The sequence below is a fragment of the Bradyrhizobium sp. AC87j1 genome, assembly GCF_002936975.1.
GTDB lineage: Bacteria > Pseudomonadota > Alphaproteobacteria > Rhizobiales > Xanthobacteraceae > Bradyrhizobium > Bradyrhizobium shewense.
This window is the reverse complement of record NZ_PTFE01000187.1, coordinates 1-5,725: the sequence shown is the minus strand read 5'-3', so window position 1 is coordinate 5,725 and position 5,725 is coordinate 1. Positions and strand designations below refer to the sequence as shown.

Genomic DNA, 5,725 nt, shown 5'->3' with positions numbered 1-5,725 from the left:
GCTCAGTCGTCAGACATCTACCGCGGTCTCAACTCTTTCGTTGATCTGCCGTACACACCGCAGCAGATGCGAGACGATGCTCAGTCAGCGGCGGCGGGTAGGGCTGCCGCCAGACCGGCGCTCTTCACCGAACCATCAGACGCGCCAGCTCAGTCGTCGGACATCTACCGCGGTCTCAACTCTTTCGTTGATCTGCCCTACACACCGCAGCAGATGCGTGACGATGCTCAGTCAGCGCCGATGCTCAGCCCTCCCGGTAAACCCGCGTTCTTCGTCGGGCTGTCGGGCGAACTGCAGGAGCTTGAGGACATCGGAGATCGAGTCGACAAGGATTGGCAGGATGGCTCCCAGCCGGTGCCGGATTTCTTACTCGATGTCCTGGATAACATCGGGGTCCTGCCGACCCAGTTCAGCGGTCCAACCCGGTTCAGCGGTCCAACCCAGGTCACCATCAACGATGAGACCCGCTCGATCACATCGGGGCCGCGAGGACGCCGCGGTGCGCAATTCGTCCATCATCCTCGCCCGTCCCCTGTCCCGGGTGCTCAGATCGGCCCCTCGGCTAGCGTTGCCTCTTCCGGCCACCGCAGCGGACCCATGCTGGCCCCCACGCAGTGGCTGGGTGACGAGCATATTCAGCGGGACTATGAGCTCCTGGCGCAGGAGTTGCAGCAGAGCAATCCGCATCTCGCCGCCCGGACGCGGTTCGTGGATCCCTTGATAGCCCAAATGTTGCGATCCCCCTCCAAGGAGGTCGCCGAACGAGCATTAGGGTGGGTTCGCCATGATACAGCCGACTTCCTGTTCCTGCCGGTAAGCGATGCCAGCGATGCGGATAGACATCAGCGCGGCAGTCACTGGTCGCTGCTGCTGGTCGATCGCCGCGATCGTGACTGGCCGGTCGCCTATCACTATGACTCCACCCGGGGATACAATGACAGGCCCGCAGCGGAACTCGCAGGACGGCTCGACGCTAGCCTGCAACAGGCCCCGATAAGACAGCAGCAAAACGGTTATGACTGCGGCGTCTTTGTCGTGGACGGCACCCGGGAACTGGTTAGGCGCTTGGCAGCAAGAAGGCCGGACCTGAACCTCAACAATCTTGTCATCAGTCGCCAGGCACTGCGGGACCGACTAGGCGCTGGCGTCGGCCTCAACTGAACAGGGTGCGCGACCGAGTGAAACGCTGTTCTCGCCGATCGAAGATCCGCAATCGGTGTATTTGCAGGGCATCATAGCGTCTCACGTGAGGAGCTGCGTAAGCATACGACGAAGACCGCCTGATTGAGCATGCGCGCGGCACAACGAGCTCTATGATCGGTTGTGTGAAGGTCACGCGGCTTGCTGACCGGCGGGCTTATCGGCCTGGCGGAGGAGCTTCCATTCCCAGGGCGGCAGTTCTTGCAGGCGTGTCGCGGGAAGATCGGCGATCCGGGCCAGGACCTCGGCGAGACAGGCCTTGGGCTCGACGTCGTTGAGGCGACAGGTCGTGATCATCGTCAACACGATGGCGGCACGATCGGCGCCTCGCTGGCTACCAGCGAAGGTCCAGTTGCGCTCCCAAGGCGATGCCTCTCAATGCGCGCTCAGCGCAATTGTTGTCAAGCAGATCCTGCCATCGTCGAGGAAGCGGGCGAAGTCGTCCCAGCGCCTGAGCATGTAATTCATAGGCTTCAGGACCTCGGAGGAGCGCGAGAGGGTTTCGCGCCCGCGCAACAACCAGGCGTGCATGTGCTCAAGAAGCGGCTTGCTCTTTTGGTGGCGCACGGCGCGCCGCTCGTCGGCGTCCCGGCCGTTGATGGTGCGCTCGATCTCGAACAACGCATCGAGGCGTCTGACCGCCTCCAGCGCGATCGGAGAGCCCGGTTTGCCCTGCACCAAGGCGTCAACCGAGCGGGTCGAGATGACGGCGGTGAGCGCCTTCTGGGCCATGCGCGGCGGCTCCAGGAAATCCGGAAAATAGGAGCGTTTGCGCTGCTTGAGGACCCGAAGCTCGATCGTGCCGGCCCGGGTCTCTCGAGGTCAGGTCGCGGCAACCGTTGCGTTCGGCCAGACGCTCGGGGGTCTTCTCGCCATAGGCGGCGCCGGTCTGGCAATCCATTTGCGGCTCAATCACGGGCTGGGCGGCAAAGCCGATCATCTCGCGCAACAGATCGGCATCAGAGGTCTTCTCCACGAGCGTGCGCAGGTTCATGGGCGGCTTTGCTCTACCGAGCTACACTATCACTCGGAACACGGCGATGAGCTGATGATCGCCTTGGATCGGCTCTACGAGAGAGAGTGTGTCGCCCTTTCGCTGGACCATTTGCGAGTGTCGCAAGTTTAAGGGCGGTTATCGAATGGCTCAATGATATTGATCCTAAGCCTGACCGTCAGACGGCTTACACATGGCTGATGGGCTCAGTATACTGCTTCGCCGCTCATGCCCGAAACAACATGAAGCTTCATGGCATGGCTAAGTCATGGCGATCATCTCGCTGCGGCATGCGCTTCGACGCCGCGTTCCAATGGAGCGAAACAGTACCAGGAATGAAGGGCGTGGGGCTTTTGAGTGGAGGGCGGCACTTCACGGGTACATAGCGCTTCTCAGGCGCATTACGAGAAATGTCGGAACACGCATAATTATCGCGCAGTCGTCAGCCGCGAAAGCACGGTGGCGTCAGTATCGACCATGGGGGACCACGAAACGGTGGCTGGCCATCATCGATAGGGTACGGAGCGTGCTGAAGTTGTTCGACGCGGCCCATTCTTCTGAAGCGGCATCGAGGAGCGGATCGGGTCCTCCTGAACGCGAAAGCCTTTGCTGCTGCGTCGCCGCCCGGAGCGAGATTAGCTTAGGCCCTCATAGCAGCCTGCCGGAATTTGACATGGTAGTGCTCAGAGATGTTTCGCCTCTCCGCAGCTGCATCATCGCGCGCGGGCCCACCAGGTGGGAAAGACCTCCGGCATCCGTCAGATGTCAGACATACTGCACCAATCTAAGGTAATCGTCTGTGAGGACAGGTGAGCGAATGGAACAAGCCGCGTCTTCAAGGAAGGTGGTCAGAGCCCGACTAGCCCGATTGCGGACTTCGACAGGTTGCCGGCCCGGCGCGCGAGTACGGAGGATTGCAAGTTCGGAACTGACCAGGTCAGCCGCTGCTGCGGCGCAATCTGAGGCAGAGAAGCAACCAGCAGACATGACAGCTTTTGCAAGTCCCAATGTGGTGAGCCAACCCGCATAGATCAGCACGGCCCCGTCTGTCTCATTGAGACCAGAGAGCTCCTCAATTGCAGCAGCATGGACTGATGCCGCTCCAACTGACCGAAAGAGATCGGCTATTTCGTCACGCGTGGCTTTAGAGAGGAGGCAGCGGCCGAGATGTGATAGGAGCGCCTCAGTCGGACCTTCGAAGATGCGAAGGATGCGAGCGTCTCGATAGATTTTCGCTAAAGGCGCTCCCTCATCGTAACCACGGCCACCTAACAGCTGGACGCATTGATCAGCAACAAGGCCGCACCACTCCGAGGACAAAACCTTCGTTGCCGACGCTAGGTGGACGTTTGGCGCGCCCAGCGCTGAAACAAGTCGGCAGGATGCGGCCAGCATCGCCTTCACGACTTCCCGCCGCAGCACCATCTGTCCAAATAATTGCTCGATGTAGCTGTTCTCGATCATACGCAGTTTACCGAACCGGCGATGGCTTGCATAAGAGGCTGCGACCTGGATAGCGCGCTCAAGGGCTCCAAGACCCATAGCAGCCACACCGATACGGCCGCGGTTCATACTAGATGCCGCCGCGCCCCAGCCGTCTTGATCGCGAGAGAGCACGTAAGAACGCGGCACCTCGACATCGTGGAACTCCAGGGTATTTTGAATGATGCCACGTAGACCGAGTGTGCGATGCTCGTGCGTGACCTTTAGGCCTGGAGTTTGCCTGTCAACGAGTACACCAACGAGCCGACCTTTCGCATCGGGTCCAGACGCGCGCGCAAAGCAAACGATCCAGCGAGCCCAGTCAGCGAGGCCGATCCAGATCTTGCGGCCAGAGATACGAACTTTATCTTCGCGCATGAGAGCCGAAGCCTCTATGTGCCTCGGGGCCGAGCCAGCTCCGGGCTCCGTCAAAGCGAAAGCGCAGAGATCGCCGCGTGTTGCACCCCGAATGATATGCTTTTGTTCGGGGATGTGCGGTGCCGCTTGGATGCAGGGCAAGGCCAGGAAGTTATGGATGACGAGGGTAGAGGCAGCGGAGACATCGAAAGATGCAGTGGCGGAGATGAGGTTGATGGCCTCCTGCAAGGGAAGAGCTAATCCGCCATGCTCCCCTGGTGTGGTGAGCCCGAACAGTCCATGCCTTGCCAATATGCTGTGTAGGGTCGGAGGGAATGCTCGGCGGTCATCCGCGTCAGCGAAATTCAGCTGACTGAGGTCAGCGATCAAACTGGAGTATAGTGCAGCCGCACGGCCCTCGGCTCTGCGTTCCTGCGCCTCGCTAAATTGGGCGTAAACTTGAGTATAGATAGTCATAAGGCCCACAATGAACCCGGTCGCGCTTCGTGCCAATTCATCCGCGTGGCTATCTCGGTTACACATTGGTATAGTGTGGATGCAAGCGCATCATCAGCACGTTCTCCGGTATTCGAATTTATTGCGGCCGCTGCGCGGGCTCTCATCAAGATAAGCTTATCGATATAACCTATCGGAGTCACGCGCTGGTAGGGCGCACCGCTCTCGAACGGGCCGATTGCTTGTCGGGCGACAGACGATGATGGTATGATGTCGTGCAGGCGCAGAATGCGGCGGCATGAAAGTTTGTCGTACCCCGTGCAGGTAATCTGGGCCGGCGCGGCGGCGGACGCGCTGATCGCGGCAGGGGACTATCACCCATCACTGCCGTTGGCCACGATCATTGGCCCTGGTACGATCGGCAGCGCTCACACCTTTGCGATGTGCTTACGCTCTCGACTTAATAGCGTTCGCGAAAATCATGCTCAAGCAAGAACCTAAACCGCGATCACAATTGATCCTTTGGCGCCGCCTTCGCGGGCCCTTCATCTTCTCAACGTGGCGCCAGGTAGATCACACATTCCATGACGCCGGCTTGAGCGTCGCAACCTCCCGCGGGCAAAGGCCACGCTTTGCGAGGGCGCCGGCTTGACCTTGTCCGGGCGCATTCTCGGTATTTGCCACCATCAGATCATCGTGCCGGAGATCGAGCCGCTCGTGAACTGTCAGGGGAACGAAGCTTCTGGCCTCGACGCTCACCTCCATCTCCTGCTTCAGATCACGATTGAGCAGAAAGAGCGACAAGCCGCCGCCTTGTTCGGCGACTGCCGCTATCTTGAGATACGGCACATCAGGCGCTGGAAAGTCCGGCCAGTCTACCGTCAGTATTGTTGTACGACGCATAGCAGGCTTCCGTCTCGACTTGCGCGTGCAAAATGCTTCCGCGACCAACGCGGCTCATATGCGCAAAAGGAAAGAAGATAGTTTGGCGCCACGCACCTCCGCCTGTCTTAGTCCTGATCGGCGCGATGACGTTCACGAGGTGCGCCAGGCAGACAACTCTCACCCAATCGGCGTGATTCAACAGGGAACGCATTGGCGGCCCGGCCAGCCGACCGACACGGATGTTGTAGACAAGCCCTATGTCGCAGAAGCCTTGCTTCGTCGGGGTCGCGGCTTTGCCCGCCACCGGGACGTGAACCTCGTGTACTCCTTCTCGGCGGATTCCACGCGTGC

General features: G+C 60.0%; 5 protein-coding genes and 1 pseudogene. 1 reads left to right on the top strand and 5 read right to left on the bottom strand.

Annotation, left to right across the window (positions count from 1 at the left end; all coding sequences use genetic code 11):
* Positions 1-1,161 (top strand): Ulp1 family isopeptidase (locus CV770_RS40300; protein ID WP_245454012.1); only part of this gene is annotated, 1,161 nt, incomplete at its 5' end.
* A 171-nt stretch (positions 1,162-1,332) separates the two neighbouring features.
* On the opposite strand, the pseudogene CV770_RS40295 reads toward CV770_RS40300, so the two are convergent.
* The 5 genes and pseudogenes from CV770_RS40295 to CV770_RS43755 form a co-directional block, all read right to left on the bottom strand.
* Positions 1,333-1,878, bottom strand: a pseudogene (locus CV770_RS40295) (IS66 family transposase); the annotation flags it as partial.
* Between the two features lie 7 nt (positions 1,879-1,885).
* Positions 1,886-2,194: a hypothetical protein gene (locus tag CV770_RS43000; RefSeq protein WP_409362781.1), complete on the bottom strand. Its 309-nt coding sequence runs from the start codon at positions 2,192-2,194 to the stop codon at positions 1,886-1,888.
* 765 nt (positions 2,195-2,959) lie between these two features.
* Positions 2,960-4,510, bottom strand: a complete 1,551-nt coding sequence (locus tag CV770_RS40290) for an acyl-CoA dehydrogenase family protein (RefSeq protein WP_161500087.1) — start codon at positions 4,508-4,510, stop codon at positions 2,960-2,962.
* A 552-nt stretch (positions 4,511-5,062) separates the two neighbouring features.
* On the bottom strand, positions 5,063-5,392 hold the full coding sequence (locus CV770_RS40285) for a hypothetical protein (RefSeq protein ID WP_146101457.1): 330 nt from the start codon (positions 5,390-5,392) through the stop codon (positions 5,063-5,065).
* On the bottom strand, positions 5,340-5,585 hold the full coding sequence (locus CV770_RS43755) for an alpha-L-arabinofuranosidase C-terminal domain-containing protein (RefSeq protein WP_245454013.1): 246 nt from the start codon (positions 5,583-5,585) through the stop codon (positions 5,340-5,342). Before CV770_RS43755 ends, CV770_RS40285 begins: the two co-directional genes overlap by 53 nt.
* Positions 5,586-5,725 lie beyond the last annotated feature (140 nt).

What these genes read in the sequence shown, in the direction of transcription:
- CV770_RS40285 (WP_146101457.1), bottom strand. Translation starts at nt 5,392, where the DNA reads ATGCGTCGTACAACAATACTGACGGTAGACTGGCCGGACTTTCCAGCG.
- CV770_RS40290 (WP_161500087.1), bottom strand. Translation starts at nt 4,510, where the DNA reads ATGACTATCTATACTCAAGTTTACGCCCAATTTAGCGAGGCGCAGGAA.
- CV770_RS43755 (WP_245454013.1), bottom strand. Translation starts at nt 5,585, where the DNA reads ATGCGTTCCCTGTTGAATCACGCCGATTGGGTGAGAGTTGTCTGCCTG.
- CV770_RS43000 (WP_409362781.1), bottom strand. Translation starts at nt 2,194, where the DNA reads ATGAACCTGCGCACGCTCGTGGAGAAGACCTCTGATGCCGATCTGTTG.